At 37.3% G+C, this 24,102-nt stretch carries 25 protein-coding genes and 1 pseudogene; 17 read left to right on the top strand and 9 right to left on the bottom strand.

Translation table 11 applies throughout. The annotated features are described in order from the left end of the window. Positions 1-432: 432 nt before the first annotated feature. A complete protein-coding gene (locus ACFPYN_RS09710; protein WP_377733834.1) occupies positions 433-753 on the bottom strand; it encodes a hypothetical protein in 321 nt (106 codons plus the stop codon). A 176-nt stretch (positions 754-929) separates the two neighbouring features. Between ACFPYN_RS09710 and ACFPYN_RS09705 the strand changes: the two genes are divergently transcribed. The 4 genes and pseudogenes from ACFPYN_RS09705 to ACFPYN_RS09690 all read left to right on the top strand — a co-directional run bounded on the left by ACFPYN_RS09705 (position 930) and on the right by ACFPYN_RS09690 (position 3,462). After that, positions 930-1,085 (top strand): hypothetical protein, encoded by a 156-nt coding sequence (locus tag ACFPYN_RS09705; protein WP_377733833.1) that lies wholly within the window; start codon positions 930-932, stop codon positions 1,083-1,085. A gap of 209 nt (positions 1,086-1,294) precedes the next feature. Continuing rightward, entirely contained in the window at positions 1,295-1,735 is a 441-nt protein-coding gene (locus tag ACFPYN_RS09700; protein WP_377733832.1) for an SRPBCC family protein, read from the top strand. Positions 1,736-1,787: 52 nt separating this feature from the next. Next, a pseudogene (locus ACFPYN_RS09695) lies at positions 1,788-2,716 on the top strand (AEC family transporter). A 56-nt stretch (positions 2,717-2,772) separates the two neighbouring features. After that, entirely contained in the window at positions 2,773-3,462 is a 690-nt protein-coding gene (locus tag ACFPYN_RS09690; RefSeq protein ID WP_377733830.1) for an aspartate/glutamate racemase family protein, read from the top strand. 95 nt (positions 3,463-3,557) lie between these two features. Here the strand turns inward: ACFPYN_RS09690 and ACFPYN_RS09685 are convergent, their stop codons facing one another. The 3 genes from ACFPYN_RS09685 to ACFPYN_RS09675 form a co-directional block, all read right to left on the bottom strand. Further along, positions 3,558-3,830: a SunI/YnzG family protein gene (locus tag ACFPYN_RS09685; RefSeq protein ID WP_377733829.1), complete on the bottom strand. Its 273-nt coding sequence runs from the start codon at positions 3,828-3,830 to the stop codon at positions 3,558-3,560. Between the two features lie 680 nt (positions 3,831-4,510). After that, on the bottom strand, positions 4,511-4,720 hold the full coding sequence (locus ACFPYN_RS09680) for a hypothetical protein (protein WP_377733827.1): 210 nt from the start codon (positions 4,718-4,720) through the stop codon (positions 4,511-4,513). 48 nt (positions 4,721-4,768) lie between these two features. Beyond that, positions 4,769-5,182, bottom strand: coding sequence for a VOC family protein (locus tag ACFPYN_RS09675; protein WP_377733825.1), 414 nt, complete (start codon positions 5,180-5,182; stop codon positions 4,769-4,771). A gap of 162 nt (positions 5,183-5,344) precedes the next feature. Between ACFPYN_RS09675 and ACFPYN_RS09670 the strand changes: the two genes are divergently transcribed. From ACFPYN_RS09670 to ACFPYN_RS09650, 5 genes are all read left to right on the top strand, one after another. Further along, on the top strand, positions 5,345-5,551 hold the full coding sequence (locus ACFPYN_RS09670; RefSeq protein ID WP_377733824.1) for a hypothetical protein: 207 nt from the start codon (positions 5,345-5,347) through the stop codon (positions 5,549-5,551). Between the two features lie 148 nt (positions 5,552-5,699). Beyond that, a complete protein-coding gene (gene rlmD, locus ACFPYN_RS09665; RefSeq protein WP_377733823.1) occupies positions 5,700-7,067 on the top strand; it encodes a 23S rRNA (uracil(1939)-C(5))-methyltransferase RlmD in 1,368 nt (455 codons plus the stop codon). Between the two features lie 290 nt (positions 7,068-7,357). Continuing rightward, entirely contained in the window at positions 7,358-8,338 is a 981-nt protein-coding gene (locus tag ACFPYN_RS09660) for a tRNA dihydrouridine synthase (RefSeq protein ID WP_377733822.1), read from the top strand. 151 nt (positions 8,339-8,489) lie between these two features. Continuing rightward, positions 8,490-9,575, top strand: a complete 1,086-nt coding sequence (locus tag ACFPYN_RS09655) for a flavin monoamine oxidase family protein (RefSeq protein ID WP_377733820.1) — start codon at positions 8,490-8,492, stop codon at positions 9,573-9,575. 233 nt (positions 9,576-9,808) lie between these two features. Further along, entirely contained in the window at positions 9,809-11,383 is a 1,575-nt protein-coding gene (locus ACFPYN_RS09650) for a malate:quinone oxidoreductase (RefSeq protein ID WP_377733819.1), read from the top strand. 472 nt (positions 11,384-11,855) lie between these two features. Here the strand turns inward: ACFPYN_RS09650 and ACFPYN_RS09645 are convergent, their stop codons facing one another. From ACFPYN_RS09645 to ACFPYN_RS09635, 3 genes are all read right to left on the bottom strand, one after another. Then, on the bottom strand, positions 11,856-12,050 hold the full coding sequence (locus tag ACFPYN_RS09645) for a hypothetical protein (RefSeq protein ID WP_377733818.1): 195 nt from the start codon (positions 12,048-12,050) through the stop codon (positions 11,856-11,858). Between the two features lie 97 nt (positions 12,051-12,147). After that, entirely contained in the window at positions 12,148-12,333 is a 186-nt protein-coding gene (locus tag ACFPYN_RS09640) for a PspC domain-containing protein (protein WP_377733816.1), read from the bottom strand. Between the two features lie 171 nt (positions 12,334-12,504). Beyond that, positions 12,505-12,819, bottom strand: coding sequence for a hypothetical protein (locus tag ACFPYN_RS09635; RefSeq protein WP_377733815.1), 315 nt, complete (start codon positions 12,817-12,819; stop codon positions 12,505-12,507). A gap of 803 nt (positions 12,820-13,622) precedes the next feature. Here ACFPYN_RS09635 and ACFPYN_RS09630 point away from each other — a divergent pair. Beyond that, complete coding sequence (locus ACFPYN_RS09630) at positions 13,623-16,793, top strand: ATP-binding cassette domain-containing protein (RefSeq protein ID WP_377733814.1); 3,171 nt, start codon at positions 13,623-13,625, stop codon at positions 16,791-16,793. Between the two features lie 84 nt (positions 16,794-16,877). On the opposite strand, the gene ACFPYN_RS09625 is transcribed toward ACFPYN_RS09630, so the two are convergent. Then, entirely contained in the window at positions 16,878-17,417 is a 540-nt protein-coding gene (locus tag ACFPYN_RS09625; protein ID WP_377733812.1) for an ECF transporter S component, read from the bottom strand. Positions 17,418-17,692: 275 nt separating this feature from the next. On the opposite strand from ACFPYN_RS09625, the gene ACFPYN_RS09620 reads away from it, so the two are divergent. The 6 genes from ACFPYN_RS09620 to ACFPYN_RS09595 all read left to right on the top strand — a co-directional run bounded on the left by ACFPYN_RS09620 (position 17,693) and on the right by ACFPYN_RS09595 (position 22,712). After that, a complete protein-coding gene (locus ACFPYN_RS09620) occupies positions 17,693-18,190 on the top strand; it encodes an SRPBCC family protein (RefSeq protein WP_377733811.1) in 498 nt (165 codons plus the stop codon). Between the two features lie 99 nt (positions 18,191-18,289). Further along, entirely contained in the window at positions 18,290-18,661 is a 372-nt protein-coding gene (locus ACFPYN_RS09615; RefSeq protein WP_377733810.1) for an iron chaperone, read from the top strand. Between the two features lie 501 nt (positions 18,662-19,162). Beyond that, positions 19,163-20,356 (top strand): DUF4317 domain-containing protein, encoded by a 1,194-nt coding sequence (locus tag ACFPYN_RS09610; RefSeq protein ID WP_377733809.1) that lies wholly within the window; start codon positions 19,163-19,165, stop codon positions 20,354-20,356. Positions 20,357-20,603: 247 nt separating this feature from the next. Next, complete coding sequence (locus ACFPYN_RS09605) at positions 20,604-20,825, top strand: DUF1540 domain-containing protein (protein WP_377733808.1); 222 nt, start codon at positions 20,604-20,606, stop codon at positions 20,823-20,825. A gap of 244 nt (positions 20,826-21,069) precedes the next feature. Next, complete coding sequence (gene splB / locus ACFPYN_RS09600; protein ID WP_377733806.1) at positions 21,070-22,098, top strand: spore photoproduct lyase; 1,029 nt, start codon at positions 21,070-21,072, stop codon at positions 22,096-22,098. A gap of 278 nt (positions 22,099-22,376) precedes the next feature. Continuing rightward, complete coding sequence (locus ACFPYN_RS09595; protein ID WP_377733805.1) at positions 22,377-22,712, top strand: DUF378 domain-containing protein; 336 nt, start codon at positions 22,377-22,379, stop codon at positions 22,710-22,712. Positions 22,713-22,976: 264 nt separating this feature from the next. On the opposite strand, the gene ACFPYN_RS09590 is transcribed toward ACFPYN_RS09595, so the two are convergent. After that, entirely contained in the window at positions 22,977-23,420 is a 444-nt protein-coding gene (locus tag ACFPYN_RS09590; protein WP_377733803.1) for a MarR family winged helix-turn-helix transcriptional regulator, read from the bottom strand. A gap of 103 nt (positions 23,421-23,523) precedes the next feature. Between ACFPYN_RS09590 and ACFPYN_RS09585 the strand changes: the two genes are divergently transcribed. Then, a complete protein-coding gene (locus tag ACFPYN_RS09585) occupies positions 23,524-23,940 on the top strand; it encodes an Ohr family peroxiredoxin (protein ID WP_377733802.1) in 417 nt (138 codons plus the stop codon). Positions 23,941-24,102: the final 162 nt, after the last annotated feature.

The raw sequence follows: 24,102 nt of genomic DNA, 5'->3' as shown, positions 1-24,102 counted from the left end.
ACCACTTGTTTTTTAAACTCGGTTGAAAATGTTCTTCTTTTTTTGGACATAGTAGATTCTCCTCACTGGTTGTGTATTATTCTACTTGCCCTTAATTTCGTTGTCCAACTAATTGTATCCTATCCACTTTTTTTGAGAGGAAATATGCGAAGAACCCCAAACAATACATGCTAACTCTTAGCGAAGGGGTACTCATGTTACTCGCTATAGTAATATTCATTCAATTTAATTTTAGTTTATTTATTTCACAATAATACAGCTTAATGTGGTTCCTAAGTCAGTAAGTCCTATTGAACTCCCATGAAAATTAAAATAGCAAATTAAATTTGGCCCAGTTAAAAAACTGAGCCTTGTAAGATAGACTATTAATTTATGAAATTGACTCAATTTATGACGATATAAAAAATAAAATGATTATGGGGTATTGCCTGTTTACATAGGGTTTAATTCTTCTTTTGAAACAACATGCCATCCATTTGCTTCAAGTTTCTCTATATAGACATCCACTGTGATTTCCTCAAGTTCTTGCACAAGTGGTGTTAGTGAAACAAAGCACTCATTTGAAGCGTAACTGATCGTAACTTTTACAATCTCATATCCATTATGAAACCCGGAATGAAATCCTGGATCATCTATTATGTCTCCTTTAACAGGACGAATATCGGATTCAAATGATTTCATCATCATTTCTTGTCTAGTATTTTCTGCTTTTTCTTGAACTGAGGTAATAAAAATCAACAAATGTATGTTCATATCATGGTCTCCTTCTTTACACACTTTTTTAACAGTATATATGAAGGCTACGGCTACGGCACCATCGTTCATCGACCACCACAATCTGTTCTTAGCGCATGGATACCAGAAACTTGTCCTTTAATTTTAAGGGAAATGGATTCAGTTGAAGTTTGATATTTGAAAGGGGTGTCGTTTTGTTAAAGCAAGCAGTAGGTATTGGATTGGTTTTTGGTGCAGGAATGGGGATAATCATCAGTGTGTTATTTTCTTTAAACCTTGGTTTATCCATAGGGATAGGTTCTGGAGTGGGTCTTATAGTAGGCATTGTCATTGATAATTTCAAAGACTAAAAGTTAAAAAAACCATAAAAAATAGTCATCTAATCGTGCTGCTAATAGGACTAATTGAGTTTTTATGTAGGAGAAGTGATTAAATACTGAACGGCTTAGGACCGACTAGCTGGTCCTTTTTTTCATTAGATAAAAAGGAGTTAGCTGATTAAAGGTGAATGTATAGTACATGAGGAAAACTAATGTCATTAAAGGAGAATTAAAATAGTATGGAAATTCAAGTAAATACGAAATTAAAAATAGCAAAGCCAGTTAACGAGGTATTTGAAGCACTTGTAGATCCTACGAAAATGGCCAATTATTGGTTTTCATCGGGTTCAGGAAGACTGGAGCAAGACAAAACGATTACATGGAGATATGAAGAATACAATGCAGAAGTTGAGTTAACAGTACTAGAAATCCAAGACAATCAGAACATCGTATTCAAATGGGGTGCACCTGGGGACGAACATGTGGTTACGATTACGTTGAACGAATTGGATCATACGACGACTATTATCGAAGTCAACGAAAAAGGTTGGAACGAAAACGATAATGATTTAATAAGTAACTTGTTAGGAAATAAAGAGGGTTGGGTTTATATGTTGACTTGTTTAAAAGGGTATTTAGAAAATGGAATAACTAATTTGAGAGCAGCAATCGTCTTCTAATTGCCAAAAGAATGTCACCAGTATAGTTGTACAACCGAATGGAGTAATGTTCATGCCATTTTTAGCTACTGTCTTTTTAAACGTGATCTTGCCAATCCTGATTCTTTTAGTCATTGGTGCAAGTTTGCAACGGAAATTTAATTTTGATTTAAAGGCGCTATCCAATTTGATTACGTATTGTTTTATGCCAGCAGCTGTTTTTATGAATATTTATGAAACCGATATCGACATTCAAGTTCTTCTGCAAATCATTGGATACTTAGTGATATTCAGTGTCTGTTTAATGATTGTTGGTTCCGTAGTAAGTAAAATTCTGAAACTGGATAAAGGGGAATCGGGTGTATTTAATAATAGTGTAGTGCTGATGAATTCAGGGAATTATGGAATTCCGGTTAGCCAGCTAATATTTCAAGCCAACCCACTGGGTATATCCATTCAAATTATTATGGTGGTCTTTCAAAATATTCTTACCTATACATATGGTTTATACAACTTAATCTCTGCAACCAAGTCCGGACTAGATATATTGAGAGCACTCTTGTTACTGCCAATCATTCATGCAATGATTCTCGGTGCGCTTTTCAATGCATATCATATCACCATGCCAGATTTTATTTGGATTCCAATCAACCAACTGGCCAATGCATTCATCGCTATAGCCCTGATTTTATTGGGTGCACAACTAGCGAAAATCCAATTTAGAACCCTCTTTAACAAGATGATCGTCGTTAGCAGTATCGGCAGATTAATAATCGGTCCAAGCATCGCACTCTTGCTGATTTACATCATGGGGCTAGACGGGGTAGTCGCTCAGTCACTATTCATCGGAAGTTCATTTCCAACTTAAGAAACAGTGCAACACTTGCCTTAGAATATGATGTGTATCCAGATATAGCAGCTCAAACCGTGTTGTTTACGACCGTATTAAGTAGTATTACGGTCACAATTGTCGTGTATGTATCATCGATATTGTTTGTTTGATCAAGCTATGAGATTCCAATGAGATTGTAATTTTTCAAACATGGAGGGGGTTGCATATGAAAACGATAGGTCTAATAGGCGGTATGAGCTGGGAGTCTTCAGCTAAGTATTACCAGCTAATCAACCAAGAAGTAAAAAAGCAATTGGGTGGATTACATTCCGCAAAGTGCATTTTATTTAGCGTGGATTTCGCAGAGACTCAACGTTATCAAGCCGCGGGGGAGTGGGAGAAAGCTGGACATTTATTAGGGGATGCTGCACTATCTTTGGAAAAAGCGGGAGCAGATTTTATTATCATTTGTACCAATACCATGCACAAAGTAATTGAATATGTTGAAGAAAAGATCAACATCCCTATTTTACATATTGCTGATGCCACGGCAAATGAAATTCTAAAGTCAGATGTACGCACGATTGGCTTACTCGGCACTAAATATACAATGGAGCAGGACTTTTACAAATCACGTATAGAATCAAATGGGATTAAGGTTTTAGTACCCAATAGTGAGGATAGACAAATCATAAATCGAGTGATTTTTGAAGAATTGTGTTTAGGAGAAATTCAGCCATCATCACTGGAAAGTTATCAAAAGATTATCAAACGATTAGTTGATGATGGGGCTGAAGGCATTATCTTAGGGTGTACAGAGATTGGGTTATTAGTAAAACAACAGGATTCAGAAGTTCCCTTATTTGATACAACCAACATACATGCTCTTGAAGCCGTAAAGAAGGCATTGGAATAGATCAGTAAAGTTAAATCGAGAGGGGGCTTCCAACTAGGAAGTCCCCTTTTCAATTCCCGACGAAGTAGTAAGTAGTTAATTAATATCGGGTCTTCTTATTTGGTCGATGAATTGATGTACGAGTTTAATTTTTTTTGTATCGATATGTAGTTGGTTGTAAATAAAATATATGTGTTTTCCTTTGTGATGATAACGACTCTGTCTGTAGTGCCATACGGCATTCCAATTCTAATTGCCTTTTTTTCTTCACCGCCATAAGTGTCATCTGTGGTAACTCTTAAAATATCAGTTATTGGAATTGTTATCTTTGATAATAGCCATCTAATCACGATGTCAGATTTAACTTTTTTCACAAATATCTCAAACATAATATCCCTTCCTCCTTCGTATTAGTTAATTCATTTTAACTTGATGAATGGTTTGTAAATAGTTTACGATACATAATCATTTGTCCTATTAGATTATCTAATATTAATACGTGCCAATGAATAAAAAGTTCCAATTATCTGTCAACATAATACTTTGTTAAAGTATCATGTTGTTCATCGTAAATTTGCTCGCCAAATCAAAAGTATTCTTTAATATAATTTTTTTCAAAAGGACTCCATTTTCCATAAAAGAAAAGAGGATTTCTAATTAGTGCCTAATATAAAATAAGCGTAGACAAATAAGTATTTTTTCTACGACTACATTTGAAGTTATAATTGTCTGTTCTGCACATTATGAATGGTTGATTGGAGTGGAAGACGGCAAAAAAGACTGCTCCTGCGGTTACTCGTCCAATATCTTTCCAGCGGGAATAGCATGAGCCGAAGACCCCACAGGCAACAAGTTGTGGTTGCACAACTTGTTTGCGACGAAGCTAGCGTAGCGATGCAGGAGCAGATGTTTTTTGCTCGTCGAAGAGGCTGAGGACATGCCCCGCGGAAAGCGTCCGTTTGGAACGGAAATCAACCTCTACTAATAAGAAAAACGGGGCTGTTCTAGAGTCATATTTATGACTCTAGGACAGCCCCGTTATGACGACCATATTAAGTTCCTTCATCGATTAAATAAGTACTTCAACTATTGTAATAATCGCCAAAGGTAGAATGGAAGCCACAATAAAACCTACTGCGATAGAAGTCGTTACATAAAACAGTAACCGAGAATACGTAATCTGCTTTTTTTGGTAGGCTAAAGTGAACAACTTGATCAGATAATAAACAGTGGAAATCGTGATGAAAATGGTGAAGATACTTGTAAGGAATACTACCATTCTAACCCAACTTTCTTGAAATGGTGGTAACTCTCCAATGGCGAATAGTTATAATTCAAGAGGAAGACTTAATTGCCAAGAAACGCCGAACTTATCATTGATCCATCCGAACTTTGAACTAAAAGAATATGCAGCGAGAGGCATTAAAATTTCTCCACCTTGAGATAATTTTGCGTAAGCCACATCAATTTCTTCTTCAGAATCACATGTAACAAACATAGATATAGATGGGGTAAAGGTAAAATCGTGTTTCACATTGCTATCACTAGCCATAAACTCTTGTCCTTTTATTGAAAACGTTGCGTGTAAAACTGAACCCTCAATACCAGATTCATCTGGTCCATAATGAATCATACTAATAATCTCAGATTGATCAAATAGTGAAGTATACGTAGTCATTGCTTCTTCAGCCGTCCCTTCAAACATTAAAAAGGAATGGATTTTTTGTTTGGTTTGTTCCATTTTTATCTCTCCTCATCTTTAATACCTGTACTATTATGGTTCTACACCAATTAAAAAATTCCTTTATTAATTCAACGGTTCATTTGAACATGTCATCTTTACCTAGTGATTTGAACATAGTTTTGGAAAGCTTCATATGTTAACAAAAAAGGAGTGATTTTTATGCCCTGGCAGAAGAAAATCAGATTCTTAATTGGTCAACCAATTGGAATTTCATTTGCGAATGGTCAAGGAACTTCGGGCATATTATGCAATGCTTATGATGGTCAACTTTACATCTTGGAGTACTTATACCAGTCTCAGTTTGCACTCAAGCATTATGATTATCAAACCATTCAAGATATAAACCCATTTCCTAATTGCCAATAAACTCAAGCACCACTATATTAATTAGGAAATAATCTTCATTTGGTCACCGCCAAAAATAACTGACGGTGAATAGAAAAATGGGATAAGCCATTCTGCTTTTTTCATACCTTCATGATACAATTAAAGCAATTGAAATGGAGGAAGTTAAATGTCTTTACCGGTACAAAAAAACGACCGCATCACGGTTTCTATAGAAGATCTAACGCATGACGGAGCAGGTGTCGCAAAAGTAGACGGTTATCCGTTATTTATTGTGGGCGCACTGCCTGGTGAAACAGCAGAAGTACATGTCTTAAAAACATTGAAATCATATGGTTTTGCCAAATTAATTGAAATTATTACACCATCTGAACACCGTGTAGCACCACCTTGTCACGTGTTTGATGAATGTGGCGGATGCCAAGTCCAACATCTATCTTATGAAGGACAATTGATGTGGAAACAACAACTGGTCAAAAATGCAATGGAACGTATCGCGAAGTTACCGCATGTAACCGTTCATCCTGTAAAAGGAATGGACAACCCTTGGCGTTACCGTAACAAATCTCAAATTCCATTTGGCATTCAAGATGGCCGAGTAGTCGCAGGCTTTTACCAAACCCGTTCACATGAAATTGCAGACACCGATGTTTGTATCATTCAAACGGAAGAAGCTGACGAAATCCTTCGTGAAATGAAAAAAGAATTAGGCCGACTGGGCATTGCTCCATATAACGAAAAAACGAACCAAGGTATGCTGCGTCACGTGGTCATCCGTAAAGGACGCGCAACCGGCGAAGTCATGGTCGTACTAATCACCAAGAAAAAGAAATTCCCACAAGAAGTTGAAGCAGTAGCAGCGATCAAACGAATCTTGCCACAAGTCACTTCAATTGTACAAAACGTTAACGAAGAAAAAACAAATGTGATATTTGGCGAAAAAACCAACACACTTTGGGGCAAAGATGTCATTGAAGATTTAATCGGAGATGTGCGATTTGAAATATCAGCTCGTTCATTCTATCAAGTTAACCCAGAACAAACAGAAGTGTTATACCAACAAGCACTAGACTATGCTCAATTAACCGGGACAGAAACCGTCATTGATGCCTACTGTGGAATCGGAACCATTTCTCTGTTCTTAGCGAAACAAGCGAAGCAAGTCTTAGGAGTAGAAATCGTGCCACAAGCGATTGAAGACGCGAAACGAAACGCTGAAATCAATGGACTACACAACACCTATTTCGAAGCGGGCCCAGCAGAAGTCGTCATACCTAAATGGTACAAAGAGGGCAAAACAGCTGATGTACTAGTAGTAGATCCACCTCGTAAAGGCTGCGACGAAGCATTGCTTCAAACGATACTCGAACAAAAACCGAATCGGATTGTCTATGTATCATGTAACCCAGCAACACTTGCGAGGGATTTACGCATATTAGAAGATGGTGGCTATGAAACGAAAGAAGTTCAACCTGTTGATATGTTCCCACAAACTACGCATTGTGAAGCAGTGGCTTGGTTAGAGTTAAGGAAATAATGAAAAGGAAGTCCAGAATCTATAATGGATTCGAGGACTTCCTTTGTGTTAATGACTTATATTATACTGCCTCAAAAGTACCCGTATTTAATAGACACTTCTCAAAAAAATTAACATTTCCCATTTAGGACGGATTTTCGTTAAACTAAACATGTTTGATGTAACAATAGATATCCGAGTGTAAAAAGTTAGTAAGCATGATATAGGTGAAAAAGAAGTGGAACATTGGGCTTTATATTTTTGAGATGAGAGTTTGAAGTTGTATCCATAGTGAGAGGATTGAGTTTGAAATGACAGATAATTTTTGGCGTGATTTACCACGACCATTTTTTGTGCTTGCACCAATGGAGGATGTGACAGATGTTGTTTTTCGTCATGTAGTAAGTGAAGCGGGTCGACCGGATGTGTTTTTCACAGAGTTTACAAACTCGGATAGCTATTGTCATCCTGAGGGCATGAACAGTGTGCGTGGCCGTTTGATTTTTACAGAAGATGAACAGCCAATGGTGGCACATATTTGGGGGGACAATCCCGAACATTTCCGTCAAATGAGTATTGGCATGGCAGAGCTAGGATTTAAAGGCATCGATATTAATATGGGCTGCCCTGTACCGAATGTGGTATCAAGGGGGAAAGGTAGTGGACTTATTCTGCGTCCAGACGTTTCGGCAGAACTTATTCAAGCAGCAAAAGCGGGCGGACTGCCTGTCAGCGTGAAAACACGACTTGGCTATAAGGATGTAAACGAGTGGGTGGAGTGGCTAACGCATATTTTAAAACAGGATATTGCTAACCTTTCTATTCATTTACGTACAACAAAAGAAATGAGCCAAGTAGATGCGCATTGGGAGCTAATTCCAGAAATCAAAAAATTACGTGACCGTATCGCACCAAATACGCTACTAACAATCAATGGAGACATTCCTGACCGTCAAACTGGGCTGCAACTTGCTGAACAATATGGTATAGATGGAGTTATGATCGGGCGAGGTATTTTTAAAAATCCTTTTGCTTTTGAAAAAGAGCCAAAAGAGCATAGCAGTAAAGAATATCTTGATCTTTTAAGACTGCAGCTTGATCTTCAAGATCAATATGCGGAAGCACTGCCACGGTCAATCACAGGGCTACATCGCTTTTTCAAAATTTATGTCAAAGGATTTCGTGGAGCTGGTGAATTAAGAAATCAATTGATGAACACGAAATCAACAGATGAAGTGCGTGCATTGCTTAATAACTTTGGAAAAGATGTTGATGGGACGGGGACAGTCTGATATAACTTTCAAAATGTTAGATTTTGAACAATAAACTTCCGTATTAAGACGATATTTGAAAGAAATTCAGCATAAATAAGCTCCACATACTGTTGGTTGAGAAGTCTTCCAGTTGTTTTGGACGGAGTAAACACGGTGGGTGGAGGTAAATATGAATAATCCGATTATAATTGTGGGGGCCGGTTTAAGCGGTCTTCGTGCTGCATCTTTGCTTATTTCACAGGGTATCGAGTGTAGGGTACTGGAAGCGCGAGGCCGAATTGGAGGTAGAGTTTTAAGTGAGACTGTCGTGGATAGGCCTGACCTCGGTACGTTTGATTTAGGACCAACATGGTTCTGGCCACAACATGAGCCTAGTATTTCTAGTCTTGTTAGCGAACTCGGTTTACAGACATTCGCACAGCACACTGAAGGAGCAATACTTTTTGAACAGTCTAAGAGTGAGCCTATACAACGACATGTCCTACCGGAAGGAACTGTTGAGAAGTCAGTTCGGATCATTGGAGGTGTTCGGTCACTCATTGATGCCGTATCTGCTACTCTTCCTCCCGGGACAGTTGAATTAGACACACGTGTAACGGCGATTCGTATGGATGAAGAAGGAACGATTACTGTTGATGCAGACCTCGCTGAAGGAAAGAAGGAAAGTATAGGCGCAAGAGCTGTAATCTTAGCATTACCTCCGCGCATCGTTGCGCGTCACATAGCATTCTCGCCTTCGCTCCCTGTTGAGCTTATGACGAGCTTAGTAGACAAGCCCACTTGGATGGCAGGACAAGCTAAGGTAGTTGCGATTTATAATCGACCATTTTGGCGAGAAGATGGACTTTCCGGTCAGGTAACGAGTTGGGCAGGTCCTTTGCAAGAAATCCATGATGCGTCACCCGATACAGGTTCAGGAGCACTCTTTGGTTTCTTTGGGATACCTGCAAAGATGCGCCAAGAGTTAGGGGAGGAACGAGTTCTAAAACTTGTCGTCGATCAGTTGACTAGGCTCTTTGGGCCTTCCGCTGAAAAACCGATTTCCCTCCTGTATAAAGATTGGTCTAGTGATCCCGATACTGCGGTTGATGAAGACGCCGAACCGCTAAGGGAATTTCCAAACTATGGTCAACCGAAAAGTACCAGTGAGTGGAATAAGAAAATCTTTTTTGCTGGCACAGAAACCTCTTCTGAACTTGGAGGACATCTTGAAGGAGCACTTCGGTCAGCTGAGCGTGCGGTATTAGAAGTTTGAATTTGAGTAAGCACGATGTTTAATAAGTTTAACCTGGCAATATACCCATTCATATATCACTGGTGGGAAAGAATTAAAATCAACTTCACATGACAGAAAGTTCTTTTATATTTTAATCTTTATTAATTGTATTACACTGTGATAGGGATATAATTGAATCAGAAAAGGTATGTGACTTCAAAGCAGGAGTGCTTAGATCCTTTCTGCAATTTTAGGGTAAAAGGATGGTAAAAATGAGTAATGTAGAAACTAATACAGACGTCATCTTGATTGGTGCCGGAATTATGAGTGCGACTTTAGGGACACTTCTGAAAGAATTAAACCCGGAATGGAACATTAAAGTGTTTGAGAAGCTCGACAATGCAGGAGAAGAAAGCTCTAACGAATGGAATAATGCCGGAACAGGGCATGCGGCACTGTGTGAGCTAAACTACACAACTGAACAATCAGACGGATCTATAGATATTAGCAAAGCGATAAAAATTAATGAACAGTTTCGGCTGTCAACTCAGTTTTGGGCACATCTAATAAAAAATGGGCTGATAAATAATCCTGAAGATTTTATCATGCCATTGCCTCATATGAGTATGGTTCAAGGGGAACAAAATGTGGAGTTCTTAAAGAAACGTTTTGAAGCCCTATCAAAAAATCCTCTGTTCCAAGGAATGGAATTTTCAGATGACCCAGCAAAACTAATGGAATGGATTCCGCTTATTATGCAAGACCGCCCTGCGGATGAAGTGATAGCGGCAACCAAAATTGACTCTGGAACGGACGTCAACTTCGGTGCTTTAACGCGCATGCTGTTTGACCACTTACAAAATAAGAATGTCAGTATCAACTATAACCGAAATGTTGATAATCTGTACCAGAACGGCGATAGCTCATGGTCATTAAAAGTGCGTAATGTTTATAGCGGTATCGTGGAACACCATCGTGCAAAATTCGTCTTTATCGGAGGCGGAGGCGGAAGTGTCCATTTACTGCAAAAGTCTGGTATTCCTGAAGGGAAACAAATTGGTGGATTCCCAGTAAGCGGGATTTTCATGGTATGTAATAATCCAGCTGTTATTGCTCAAAATAATGCAAAAATATACGGAAAAGCTAAAGTTGGTGCTCCACCAATGTCTGTTCCGCATCTTGATACTCGTTATATCGACAATAAAAGAGCGTTGCTATTTGGACCATTTGCCGGTTTCTCACCGAAGTTCTTAAAAACAGGATCAATGTTCGATCTAGTGACCTCCGTTAAACCGAATAATGTCTTAACCATGTTGGCGGCAGGTGCAAAAGAGATGTCACTGACAAAATATTTGATCCAACAAGTCCTGTTAACGAAAGAACAGCGCCTGGAAGAATTACGAGATTTTATCCCGAATGCCCAGAGCGAGGATTGGGACTTAGTAGTAGCTGGTCAACGTGTACAAGTTATCAAAGATACTCCTGAAGGCAAAGGAACTCTTCAATTTGGAACCGAAGTTGTTAGTGCCGCAGATGGCTCGATTGCTGCCTTACTAGGAGCTTCTCCGGGTGCATCTACTGCTGTTCACGTGATGCTTGAGGTTCTTAATAAATGCTTCCCTCAACATATGGAAGAGTGGGAACCAAAAATTAAAGAAATGATTCCTTCATATGGTGTGTCACTTATGGAAAATCCTGAGCTTCTACAAGAAACTAATACTTCATCAAATGAAATTCTTGGTCTAAGTGAAAAAGAAACGATCAATATGGATTCTTCTGACATAGTTACACCGATTCCAACAGAGATTAATAAAGATGATGAAATTGACAAGACAAAAACTGAATAAAAGATATGCGGAGCTGTCCTAAAAGTCATGATATGACTAAGGGCAGTTCCCTTTTTATTTTAGTGAGTCAATTTCATAACTCATAAAACCGGATGTAAACAAGAAGATTCTAAAACAGAGATTCTGTGATTTCCGTTACGGGCGGACGCTTTCCGCGGGGTGGTCCGTGTGCCTCCTCGTTCGCTTTCGCTCTCTGTGGGGTCACACCTGGACACACTTTTCCCGCTGGAGTCGCCGCCCTTCACTCCAATCAACCATAAGTTCTTCATGGCAGAACAGACAATTAAAACTGGTTGTTCAAACGGAGGCGCAAAAAAAATACTCATATTTCTCAACGGGTTTTCTCTTCTGAAGTATAAACATCGAATTAACAGTACAAGCTCTTTGGAAGGTAAATTAGCACACAAAAAAGGCTTGGAGACGTATGTCTCTAAGTCTTTTACTTATAGGGCATTCTTGAACTAAAGCACTTTTAATTCCTGTTATCTAAATCATCATCTAGAAAAGATTTTTTATCTTCTTCAGTTCCATTCTTTTTTTCAAGAAATTGCCCAACTATTGAACTGTTAATACCACTTCTGACTGCTGCTTCTATAATTCCATAAAGAGCTAATAATGCACCAATAGAAACTACGCTAAATATTACAATAAGCATATTAAATTCCATAAAAATCCCCCTAAAATTCTAATGTTTAATTTCACTAACCTGCCGGGTTAATGAAATAAGAAAAAAGGCTTAACTCCTTATCGAAGTAAAGCAGCTGTTAGTATAAAGTCCGAGGGCTATCAGACATCGTATTAACAAGAATTAAATAAATAATTATATTAGCAGGTAAAAGAATAAATATTAATCTAACTGCAAAAGAAGATATACCGAAATATTCAGCAAGACCACCACAAACTCCAGCTAGAGACTTATCGGATGATGATTTTCTTAATTTGTTTTTCAAGTGAATTCCTCCTATCGTTTATCAATCTCATTATAAGAATTTCATCATTAAAAACCAATATTCCATCTTCAACTTTCCAGCTGCTTTAGTTGAAGATGGAAATAGACTTTTCTCCGTGTTGAAGTAAAGCACCCGTTAGTGGAAGAAGAAGAGGTATTTTAAGTTACCACTTTACTTAAAGTCATTTACCCAAAACCAATATCGACCAGTGTTTATATTATTGTTTGCTATAAATAATATAATAGGAATAATGGCTAAGATAATATATAAAGCGAAAAATGTTGGTGTTTGTAGAATTTCTAATTTTTCAACTATTGTCATACAAATTATTAATGTTCCTGTAAATAAGTTTGGAAAAACTAACCCTTTCTGATAAGGTTGAAACTTTTCCTCACCTAAAAGAATTCTTGTTTTTTGGGGTAAGAAATAGTCACTCTTCATTAGATGGCTAAACCCAAAAATTATCATCAATATTCCAAAAACCATTTAAATCCCCCTTTTTTTATTCAACTAAACTGCTGCGTTGGTTCAATGGAAAAGGATTTACTCCTTCTTGAAGTAAATTGCGTCGTTAGTGAAAAAAGTCTTTATCTATTATTAATACTATTATCTCGTTTAAATTTTTTAGTTAATAAAATACCTAGAAGTATTATGGATATTACCATAACTGTCCATATCATAAAATGTACCCATTGTTCACTCCAAACAAAATAATAGGTAAATAGTAACGTTCCGATAATACTTATAATTTGAAGTATGAGATAGAAAATCCTTTTATCCATAGATATCTCCTCCATTTTTATTTACTGGAATATGTTTAAATATTTCACTAACCTGCCTCCTTAGCCACCCATTCATCGCAAAATCAGCACTGCACTGAAGTTGATGAAAATGTATGTAGGATTTGAATTTTCATGTGAGTTCAATAAGTTCTCTTTTATTTTAACATAAATATCCAATTAACCTTCTTGAAATTAGAACCTATTAGCATCATATTTCTCCACTTATTTTATATTAGGGACTTATTAGATAGCCTCTTTTCGATGCAAAGTCCATAGAAAGTACCTTTCCTAAGTTTTTAAATCTTCCTTCGTAAGGTCAGCATGCTGAATGAACAACGATTTCATTAATCTGGAAAATTAATTTCTGCATATCTTCTGCACAATTCAAGTGAAGTTTTCTTCCCATATTTACAGGAAAACTTAATAATAATGATCCACAAATGGTAGGATATTTATAAACTGTGCGAACGAGAAAGACTGAGTTTAGGTGAATAGAGAGGAGTACATATGAAAATAAATCGATTAATTGCCAATAATATTAACCAATTAGATGCGGTTCTACCTGAAAATCAATCGCTAGGTATTGCAGGTTTATCTGGGTCTGGTAAAACTACTTTTTCTCAAACCATTGGTGAAGAGTCTAAAAAGCGCCTTGTTTCTTTGTTGCCTAAGGCTGAATACCAGTATTTGTTTTCTAATATCATGGAAACGAATTTTAGTGCGATCAAAATGGAGGACATGCCTTTAGTGCTTTTTCTAGGAAAAGCTTCGATTTCTTCTAATCCACGGTCTACCATCGGCACGCATACTGGCATTTTTAAAGAGGTTCGTGTGTGTCTAGCTGAAAATTTTGATCTATCTCCAGAAGTTTTTTCTTTTAATAATGGATTAGGATGGTGTCCGGATTGTAAAGGGCGGGGTACTACAAAGAACGTGGAATGTAAAAAGTGTAAGGGTCAACGATTTAATGAAGAGGTTGAGCAATACACGATTGAATTATTTGAAAAACCATATAGTATTTCTGATATTAATGACTTAAGCATCGAATCCATTTTGTCATTAGCTGAAACATTACATATAAGTGAAGAAAAGCAACATATGCTCCAAAATATTATCAATATGAATATTGGTTATTTATCGATCAATCGAATTATGGGAACTTTGTCAGGTGGGGAATTAACTCGACTTTTCTTGGCAGAATTCATGGCTGCGAGTGAAAACACCGTTATTATTATTGATGAAATCTCCGTTGGTCTTGATCATGAAACATTATTGAAAATTTTAGAACAGATTAAACAATTAGGATATAAGAATCAAATTTGGCTAATTGATCATTCTGATACGGTGCTCGATACAACTGATGAGCAATTGTTCTTTGGACCTGGAAGTGGTAAGTATGGTGGGAAGATCGTGGAAGAATCACCACGTCCAAAACCAATTATCTGGGATCGAAATCAAGCAATACTGACAGAATACTATCAATTTAAGGAACTCTACTGTCGTAATATTCAAATGGCAGAAATTAAGATTCCTAAAAATAGACTAGTCACTTTTACTGGTGAGTCTGGTTGTGGTAAATCTACTCTTGTTAGTGAGTGTATAACCAAAGATTTTTTGAAACGATATCCAAAAGATAAATTAGTTATGGTTGGGCAAGATCGAAACCATTCGATTACCAGCCGGTCGACCGTTGCTACATTTCTTGATATTAAAAAGAAACTGACAAAATATAGTGAGGAGATCGATGATATTTTTCAACGCTCGATTGAAGATATCATTGTTGAACTTCCAAATGAAGATATCGCTCATAAACGCTTGAGTTTATTAATTAAACTTGGACTTGGTTATTTGACGTTAGAAAGAAAAACCCAAACCTTATCAACGGGTGAATTTCAATGTGTTCATTTAGTTTCTGAGTTGTTTTCGAACGCCAAAAATCCACATACACTATTTATTTTTGACGAGCCTTCAAAAGGGTTATCGCAAAATATTTTAAACCAATTTATTGATAGTGTGAGGGTTATTCTAGAGAATGACTCTGTCTCCATCTTGATGATTGAACATAATGACTATATGCTGAGAAGCTCTGATTTCATCGTTGATTTTGGTAAAAGACAACTTGCACCTGTTCAACATCTTGAAGTGGTCAGTCATGAAGATTATTATCGTCAAAAAGATAGTGGAGATAAAGTTGCTCCTTTGCAAATTTCTTCAACACTCAAACAACAAAAGGGTGTTCACTACTTAGAAGAAAATCATCTGAATTATTTTAAAAAGGCAGAAAACGTTTATAAGGGCGGCATTTTAAAAAGTTTATCACCAATGGCTCGTTTGATTTATGGAGAATACGAATCTGACACCATCGCACCCGTGATCGCCATTGATCTCGAAAGACACTTGTATAGTCAATTTACATTTCTCTATGAAATAGGAGGGGTAATCAACCATATTGTGGCTGCTCATCCGACGAATAAAGATACAAGAAGCTTCGATTTCTATTATCAAGAAAACCATTGTCCGTGTTGTTCTGGACGTCGTGTCATAGAGAAATTTGATTTTGATGTTGTCATTCAAGACAAAACAGTACCATTCTGGGAGGGCTTCCTGCATCCAGACGTAATGGAAGTACTAAAATATTATCAATATCCAAAATTACAATTCTTATTTGATGAGATAAAAAATGAGCTTGGTCAAGACATTAGTAAAAGCTATAACGACATGACAGAAGAAGAAATGCAAACCTTCTTATACGGCTATTGGGACAAGTCATTTTACGATAAAGCAGGTAAGGCGAGAAGAACATGGGAAGGCTTTAATTTAATCATTGGGCGTTATATGTTTATTTCGAAATCAATCATTAAAGATCATATGAAAGCATCAAAAGAAATGATTAGCTGTCCAGTTTGCGAAGGAACGATCCTAAATCATCGTAAAAAACTCATATTTGGTAACGTAGACATTCGCGAAATCATTCATCAACCGATAGATCAAGTCATTAAATCAGTTGGGAAATTACCACAACTGGAAAAACTAAAAGCGATTGTTGGCGGAGATATGGCACTAACAGAAGATGTTTCCTTGCTTCCTAGGAAAATACAAGTAGCACTCAAAATGTTTGAACTTCAACAAGCAAGCTTTGTAGGCTATGAAATGGTGTTGCAAAATGTTTATCCATTCTTGGACAATATTCAAGGAGAAATCGAAGCCATAAGTAGCAAAAATCAGATCACAATCTGTGATTTTGCCAATATTACTGAGACGAGAGAAGCCATTATTGAAAAGTATTTCACTAATGGAAAATACAAAAAGCTTACTTATGTTTATGAAGCATTTGGTTACAAAAAAATTGTTACCCTAATCAATAAAGTGAAAGCAAGTCATCCTTGTCCATTCTGTAAAGGGAAGAAAGTTATTTCGGAAGATGGTCTACATGATGGCGTACAAAAATTATCGGTGCCATGTGTGAGTTGTTATGCCAGTGGTATCAATGATGAAGGGCGTAAAGAAATCGTCGAGGGCATCGATGTGCAAACCTGGTTAACAGGTAAAGTAGGTCATGTTGTTGATGAAAGCTTACTTACGGATATGGTTGTAGATATTCCGATGTTCAATCGGATTCGTGAGTTGGACAAAAGAGATATGATGTCTGTTTATCAATGCCTTGAACAAAATAACTAAATTCGAATATTGAAAACAAAAAAAGGAGAAAGCTTAAAATTCAAGCTTTCTCCTTCCTTATATCAAATGGTTGTTCGTTACTACCTATTTAAAATAAGAAATCTTTTTCAGTGCAATAGCAACAGGAATGGCTACCAGGATCCCGACAACATTTTGAACGATGTTTCCAGGAATAGAGGCCATTGGTGCAATCCAGTTATTATATAGAATACCTTCACAAAGGTAATAAACTGCTAACATCACAGGAATAGAGCTGATAGTAGCGATTATATTGAAAGCAATACTGCTACCATTCCGGCCATTGGACCAAGCAATTTTTCCAACTATGTATCCTTGTAAACCGCGAGCTACAATAGTGAAGGGTGCCCACAATGTCCAACCAGCGACTAAGTCGAATAACCCCATCCCAACAGCACCAGCGATGGCTGCTTTTTTAGGACCAAATAAGATGGAGGCAATAAAGAGCATAGCCGTTCCAAGATGAACTAAACCGCCATTTGCCGTAATCGGCAGTTTGATGTTTAATAATAGTGTAGCAACGAATACGAGTGCAATTAACATCGATGTTAGAATTAAATTAAACGTATTAGTGCGTGAACTAGAGTAACTTTGAGTTTTTTGCATAGTCAAAACCATCCTTACTTTTTAAAATCTCTGCTAACATTAGCAAAGAACTGGCATATTTAAAAGTATCAGTTTAGCTTAAAATGTAGGGGTCAGTTTGCTGGTAGAGTCGAGAAGGTCATAATTGGAAGGACTCATCGATGTCCCTTAAGTGTAGAATCATGATCACATACGACACAATGGCTACCATTTATGAGAATTTTGGAGTAATCGTTTTGAACTTATTGATTGAACGCAAAAGGAACGAAAACTAAATGCCAAAAAGGAGACTTAACATGAACAAATTTTCAACCACCACTTTAACCATGACAAGAAATTTTGATGTAGCATCAGAAAGAGTTTTTGATGCCTGGCTGAACCCTGAGATGATGAGAAAGTGGTTCTTTACTTTAGAAGGAACAAATAAGGTGGCACAAAGTAATCCTCATGTGGGAGGTGCTTGGGAAATTATTGACCAACGATATGGAACAGAATATCGTGCGATAGGAGAGTACCTAGAAATTGACCCTTTAAAAAAGTTAGTATTTACTTTCAAAATGCCACAGTTTAGCGACTTAGAAGATACGATTACAGTTGAGTTAAAAGAACGTCAAGCAGCCTGTGAAATGACATTTTCACAACATATCGTCGTTCCCCACGAAAAAAACTGGACAAAAGATGATATCGAAAATGCCATTAAAGAGTCTCACGAGGGATCTGAAGATGGTTGGAATCTAATGTTCATGGGACTTAAGGAATTAGTTGAGACTGGAAAAGTCAGCTATACAGGATAAAAAGAGTAATTTACTGGAGAGTCAGCAAATTCGATTATGGATAAATGAACACTCAGGATTTTGCTGAACGAGATATCTTGTATTTTGGGAGGAAACAACATGGAAGTTTTTGCAGAATTTTTAGCGAAAATTGATAACCCGCAACATCGGGACCGAACGGAAGAAGTTTTAATTTGGATAACGAAGAGATTTCCAAATTTAATGCCGAAAATAGCGTGGAATCAGCCTATGTTTACCGATCACGGCACATATATTATTGGCTTTAGCGTAGCCAAACATCATTTGGCTGTTGCCCCTGAATTGGCAGGAATTACTCATTTCTCCGATGAAATTGTGCAGGCTGGCTATGATCACACCAAGCAATTGGTACTTATCAAGTGGGATAGTCCGGTGGATTACTCATTACTTGAGAAAATGATCGACTTTAATATGTTGGATAAGGCAGACTGTTCAACGTTTTGGCGGAAATAAAAACAATTGTAGTCTAGGTATAGAAATGTTTAACAAGTTACTACAGATCTATATTAGTTGAAGAGAACCTTATCTTAAGTAAGTGAAGTTTTTAAACGAAATCATACAAGTGAGATATTAATCCAACAAACTTATAACTTGAAGATGTTGTTTGAAAAGGAAAGGCAAATGTTTATTTAAGGCAGAGTGGAGTTTATGCAATGATAAATTCTGCTCTGCCAATTTTTGCAGAAACTTTTAAATAATTATTGACGTAGAAAAAATGACCAATCCTTAATATGGAATTGGTCATTTTCCTGTCGATGCCTGCGACCACCACGTTAATTATCTACGAGTCTTTTCAGGCCATAAGTATGTTTGGCACTCAATCCAAAATTGACTATGTTCCTTTCTTCGTCTTAAATATTGTTATAATCAAGAAGTGTCAAAAGCTAGACTGTAGCTTTGGATACTTTTTTTGTATATAAAATGTTCTTACTAGCCAGGGAGTTGAAATTAGAGATGAATAAGAAAGATATAGCAGAGATTCGCAAACACTTTAAGGTAGATGGTGATTTATTGAAAATCGCTGATATTTACAACGTATACATCCAGCAGGAAAGCAGTGAGATCTTTCATGAGGAGAGCCGCTCATTTTCCTTGTTGGACCGTGAGCAGCAAGAGCTGTTTCTTGCTAATTTTAAAAAGGTTTTAGGTGGGAAACTGGATGTGAAGCTGTTTGAGGTGAAGTTTCAGCCTCAGGCAGAAGAACAAACGGACCATACACAACGACTATTATATGAAGGACTTCAGACTGAAGATATAAGTGAATGGAAAGCGCATATGCAGCAGATGGCCTTGAAAATGGTTCAGGACAAACATTATGAAAAAGACATGGTCGTCACATTCATTCGCGGAAATTATAATAAAACGACGAAACGCAATCCCGATGAAACAGAAATAGATGTTCGGGATGAAGTATATACCACGCCTTTTATTCTTTGCAGCATGAATCAAACCGAATTGCCGAAGAGTTCACTGGTGTTTGATTTTGTAGAGAAAGAGTTTAAGTCGAGCTTGGTGACAGATCCGGTCATTAAACTGGCCTCTCCAATTGGTGGATTTCTGTTCCCTAGCTTCACGGACAACGCCGCAGACATCCATCACATCCTATACGCAGCGAGCAAAGCGAATAAACCTGATTTCCAATTTATCGAGAATGTGTTGAACGGCAATGAAATCATGACGGCCGAGGAAGACAAAGCGGTGTTTGAAGAAATTGTAAAAGCAGTTATCGGTGATGAAGTAAATTCGAAAACCCTCGCTAATGTATATGATGAAATCAATAGCATGTTAGTGGTGGATGAAGAGTATGATGACGAAGAAGAGAGTATGCCTACTCTGAATGCGAAAGAAGTTGAACGTGTGCTGAAGGCGAGCGGCGTAAAAGATGTGAGTACGGAAAAAGTGGAGCGTGCCTTTCAACAGGTGGTTGATGACAGAACGTATGAAATGAAAGCAAGTCATATCATTCCGAGTTACGCGTCCAAGTCCATCAAAATCAACACGAAAGTAGCGAATATTTCAATCAGCCCTCAAGACTTGAGATATGTCAAAGAAGTCAATTACAATGGCAAACGCTTTCTGATGATCGAGGTGGAAGAAGACACGATGATCGAAGGATTTAAGCTGCTTCCGGAAGAGCTGTTGGAGTAAGAAAAAGATTTGGTGATTCATGAACCAGCCAATCAATGCTATTTGGTTTGCTAGCTTTTTCCCAAGTTCTTTTATAGTTATATTAAAAAAGTACAGAATAGAACCTTTGATCTAGTTATAGATTGAAGGTTTTTTAAAATTTGCAGCTAATCTTTTTTATATAAATTAAAAACGCTGAAATGGACAAAATACTCTATGAGAAGTAATTTCCTGTATTTCTCAAAACATCTCAATGAGGAGGACAGCTATGCCAAATGTAGAAGTGAAATGTACTGTATCAAATTGTAATTTCCATTCAAAAGGGAATGTTTGTGGGGCTGAAAAAATTGAAATAGATATGGATTACCACGCAAAACAAAAAAATACAGAGTTTGCTTCTGAATTTGATTACAGCACTATTAGTGAAGAAGCAAGTCGTTCCGCAGATACGTGCTGTAAAACGTTCAAACCTAAAGAAGACCATAAGTAATCCTATAATGGGGGTCCAATTAGGTCTAGTATGTGCAGCTGTGTACTAAACATTGAGACTGAAGGGACTAAAGGGAATCTTCTCTTTAGTCCCACTTTTACGGAGTAGTAATAATAAGAAATTAAAAAAGAGACAAGCTTAATGAATTACGATCATTTTCATAACTTCTCTGTTTTAAGACAAGCTATATAAAAAAAGAAAGGTGATCAAATGGATACTAATTTTGGATTAGGGAGTTCTGATCATGAATAAACCTTTTACACCACAACTTGTCTATTTTGAGCCCCATGCACTTGATTACCCTCTTGGAAAAGAACTGAAGAAAAAGTTTGAGGAAATGGGGATTGAAACGCGCTTTACGACATCGCATAATCAAATTCGAGATTTGCCAGGTGAAACGGACGCTCAAAAGTATCGTATCGCAAAATCCACCTTAGTTGTTGGTATTCGAAAAACGCTAAAATTTGATACGTCCAAGCCTTCAGCCGAATATGCAATCCCTCTTGCGACAGGGTGTATGGGGCATTGTCATTATTGTTATTTGCAAACGACGATGGGCAGCAAACCGTATATTCGAACTTACGTAAACGTGGAAGAGATTTTCGAAGCGGCTGATCGCTACATCGAAGAACGTGCACCTGAGATTACGCGTTTCGAAGCTGCCTGTACATCCGATATAGTGGGAATTGACCATTTGACGCATTCATTAAAAAAAGCAATTGAACATATGGGTCAATCAGAATTAGGTAGACTACGTTTTGTGACCAAATTTCATTTTGTCGACCATTTACTGGACGCCAAGCATAATGGCAATACACGGTTCAGATTCAGCATAAACGCTGATTATGTCATTAAAAATTTTGAGCCCGGTACTTCTCCTCTGAATAAAAGAATCGAGGCTGCAGGGAAAGTGGCGAGAGCTGGCTACCCACTAGGTTTTATCATTGCTCCCATATACCTTCATGAAGGCTGGGAGGAAGGATATCACCACATGTTTGAGCGACTTGACGCAGAATTGCCGGAAGATGCAAGAGACGATATTACATTTGAATTCATTCAACACCGCTTTACAAAGCCCGCGAAAAAAGTGATTGAAAAAAATTATCCGAAGACCAAATTGGAGTTAGATGAAGAAAAAAGACGCTACAAATGGGGCAAGTATGGAATTGGTAAGTATATTTATCAAAAGGATGAAGAGGATGAAATAAAGTCATATCTATACGGCTATATGGAAAAGTACTTTCCGAATGCGAAGTTAGAATATTTTACTTGAGTTCTCAAAAAAAGCGTAAGGATCCAGTGGAAACTGGGGCTTTACGCTTTTTGTTGCTGTAAATGTATTTGAGACCTGTCTTTATTTCATAAATATGTATTAAATAGCGGTTTTAGCAAAAGATAAGTACGAATCAATAAGCAATTATCGATACGGTATTTTTGGGATTGCGTCTATATCTTTTCAGCAATCGGAATGATTTATGTATAGTCGTGGTACAAATCTGCTTACGGTAATTACAGATTCAATCTAAATTTAAATGAAGGAGGAGTTTATGTATGAGTGTGCTCTCACGGATCGCGCTAGCTCTAGTTATTATCGGTGCAATTAACTGGGGTTTGATTGGATTATTTCAGTTTGATTTAGTTGCAACGTTATTTGGTGGTCAAGATGCATTCTTGTCTAGGGTGGTTTATGGTCTTGTAGGGATTGGTGGTCTGGTAAGTCTCGGTCTATTATTTAAGCCAAATGAAGAGGTCGACACGGTTACCGACCGACCTACACGTGTCTCCAATTCAAATTTAAGAACAGAATTCGGCAAGGAACCGGATTTTAAGAAAGAGCAGGACGTTAAATTGAAAAAGAAAACCAATGATAGGGATCCTGTAGATTAATTGCAAAGGGGAACATTATCATAAGTAAGTGAGATGGGAAAACAACCACCTAAAAAGCAGAAGTGCTATGGATCAAGAGGTTTCAGGGGAGTTTTAAAAGTAAAATTTCCTGCAAAAGAACAGTTGTAATTTGATTCAATTTACATACAGACAGCATCACCTGATAGATTATTAGGTGGTGCTGTTTGTAATTGAGAGTTGAAGGTATAGATGAGAAGAAATATCCCAAGGACATTTGTACTCATTCCTCTCCATATATAAAAATCAACATCTTGAATCTTCATTTAGTCCGAGTTTCATAGAGAACTCAGCTAGCATCTGCTGATAACGAACATATTCCTCTTCACTAATACCAAGAATTTCAACTATTTTCTCAGGAATATGTTGCGCTTCGAATTCTAACGCAAGTCCCTTAGCAGTTAACTGAATCACAAGATGACGTTCATCATCCGGATTACGAGATTTTTCAATGTAGCCAAGGGTAATAAGTTTATTAATGAGTGGTGTGAGCGTTCCTGAATCTAACTTTATCCGTGTCCCAATTGCTTTCATCGGAATTTGATCCTGTTCCCACATAACGAGCATCACTAAATATTGAGGATAGGTTAAATGAAGCGGTTCAAGAAGCAGCCGATAGCGCTTTGTAATCTCTTTTGAAATCGAATAAAACGGGAAGCAGAGCTGGTTAGATAAGTGTAATGCATTCATCGTGAGTACCTCCTAAAAGCATATGAATTGCTATTTAATTTAAATTGTCTATAATTAAATTGTGCACAACTTAATTATAACATAATTACAAGGAGGAAACATTATGCAAAAATTATTTACATCATCAGCAACAGCTGTAGGAGGTCGCCAAGGTAGTGTGGCTTCTGAAAGTGGAACGTATGAATTAAAACTTGGAATGCCAATGCCGGGCGTTGATATGGCAGGTAAAACAACACCTGAAGAATTATTTGCAGGCGCATATGCAGCATGTTTTGATTCTGCAATGAATATTGCGGCAATGCAGAAACGTATTCAATTAGCAGGATCAGAAATTACTTCTCATGTATCTTTAAATAAAGGTGCAGAAGGCTATGCCATTTCAATCGAAATGAATATTACGATTAAAGGCGTAGATCAGAAAACGGCAGAAATGATCGTTGAAGAAGGTCACAAAGTCTGCCCATTCTCAAATGCGATTCGTAACAATGTTGAAGTAACATTCAACGTTAAGGCAGAATAAGAAAGACAAATTAACGTAACATAAGCCAAATTTTCTAATGGGTTTCTTAAGTGACGTATTAGAACCGTGAATACTTTTTATGAAGGCGTATAATTTGGAAACTCATAATCTAAATGATAAATACTAGATAAGTAACTCATCATCTATTCATTTTATAAGGAC

The sequence above is a fragment of the Paenisporosarcina macmurdoensis genome (genome assembly GCF_042658845.1).
Lineage (GTDB): Bacteria > Bacillota > Bacilli > Bacillales_A > Planococcaceae > Paenisporosarcina > Paenisporosarcina macmurdoensis.
This window is presented reverse-complemented; position numbering and strand designations above follow the sequence as displayed.